This is a genomic window from Streptococcus hyointestinalis (assembly GCF_041225505.1).
Taxonomy (GTDB): Bacteria; Bacillota; Bacilli; order Lactobacillales; family Streptococcaceae; genus Streptococcus; species Streptococcus hyointestinalis_B.
Map to the genome: position 1 here is coordinate 1 of NZ_JBCLSK010000080.1, position 1,956 is coordinate 1,956.

A 1,956-nucleotide genomic window follows, 5' to 3' on the forward strand; every position below is an offset into this window, starting at 1 on the left:
TTATCTTTGTAACTTAATTTCATAAGAAAAGCACCCCATTCGTTAGATTGTTTGTCTAACTTTTGGGATGCAGTTCATAAATTTATCAGTGGTTTTTATTAGCTCTTCAAACTACTTGGACATTCTCTTTTTGGGAAATAGCAGAAAAGAAAAAGTGGATAAGGCGACAAAGACAATCGAATACTGGTACAATTTTGTGAAGGCTTTTGTATAGTGTTTTTTGGCATACGTCTTGATTTTTTGAATAGCGGTGTTGATTTGTTTATTTATTGTCTGAAGTTTCTTTGTCACTGTCTCTTCAACACTGCTGTGAATTTGTTTTTTCTGCTCATTACTGATAGTACTTGGGTATCGAGAGAGAACGGCTTCATAGTTTTCTTCAATGATACGGTCTTTTTCTTTTTTTGAAAAATGATTTGTCGAAGTCGGTGTACTGGTACTTTTCCCCAAGGAACTAGCTGCGGTCTCAATAATTGTCTTTTGTTTTGAGGAACTGACATCTATTGTTTTGACAATCTTTGTGATATAGTCAATGGATTCAGACTTTGCTGTTGTCAGATTAGCATATAAACCACTGACATAGATAGCTACAGCTAAGACAATACCAATCTGCCTTAAGACACCAGCAACACTCTGTGAAGCACTTAGCAAAGTTCCCGTAAAGTCAGACGCTGCTAAAACGGTGATAGGACCAGCGATGATACCATAGCCAGCACCTAGGATAAGACAAGCCATACTCGTTTGGACAAGATTTGACATCTCAATTTGAGTGAAGAGATAATAAGCAATAGTCATTAAAATAAAACCACTGGCAATCACAACTCTTGGACCAAGCTTATCAATCATCAGCGCAGCGATTGGAGAGAAGATAAAAATCATTGCCGTAATGGGTGTCACCAAAAGAGAAGCAACTAATTCCGTTTTGTTTTGCACTCTTGTAAAGTAGGTTGGAAGAACAACAGTGACAGCCACTAAAAAAACATTACTCAGTAAACCAACAAGAGCAGCACCTGTGAAGGCTTTGTTTTTAAAAATCTCAAGCGGCACCATAGGCTGCTTGAAATGCTTCTCCCAAAGAATAAAGAGAACCAATAAGACGATAGAACTACTGAGCAGTTACAAGATAGTAATACTCGTCCAACCCCAACTACGCCCTTGAACTAAACCTAATGTCATAGTAAAAAGTGTCAGCATACACAAGGCAGCACCCAGAACATCACTCTCTACTCTGTCTCCTCTTTCTTTAAGCTCGAGACAAGTCACACAGATAAGAAAAGAAAGAGCTGTCAGTGGAAGATTGATGAGAAAAATCCACTCCCATCCCAGAAACTGTGTCACTACTCCTCCTATTGTTGGTCCTAAAGCGGATGCTAGCCCCCTGTGTCACACCCAGCGCCGCAATAACGCCTTTTCGTGCCTCTAAACTGACCGTATTGATGCCTATCGTCATGGATAGAGGAAAGATAAGAGCAGCACCCATACTTTGAATAGCTCGCCCTATGATAAGCTGTGTAAGTGTTGTACTAAGCGAAGACATCAATGAACCTACAGCAAACAGCAACAAAGCCAGTAGATAACATTTGTGCTTGCCGAACCTTTCTGCTAATTGACTCAAAGGAATGGTGAGCGAAGCAAACAGTATAGTGTAGATGTTCAATGCCCACTGCAAATTATTGAGCGTCACATGTAAACTATCTTGTATGGATGGAAGTGCAATGTTCATCACTGTTGTGTCCAACATACAGAGAAAAATGCCAATGCACATGGCAAAGATTGAAAGTACTTTTTTCATTTCAGACCCCCTTTATATTAATAATGATAATATGAACTATATCTATATAAAAGTCAACATTGACTTACATCACAAATTGGTATATGATACCCGTGGTGCTAGTTGATTTCAAAATATCTCAAATTATAGGCTAGTACGATTTGCTCTATTCTCAATTGTAAGCC

General features: G+C 38.8%; 1 pseudogene. It reads right to left on the reverse strand.

The window, feature by feature from the left end:
• Positions 1-111: 111 nt before the first annotated feature.
• A pseudogene (locus tag AALA56_RS09955) lies at positions 112-1,792 on the reverse strand (MFS transporter).
• Positions 1,793-1,956: the final 164 nt, after the last annotated feature.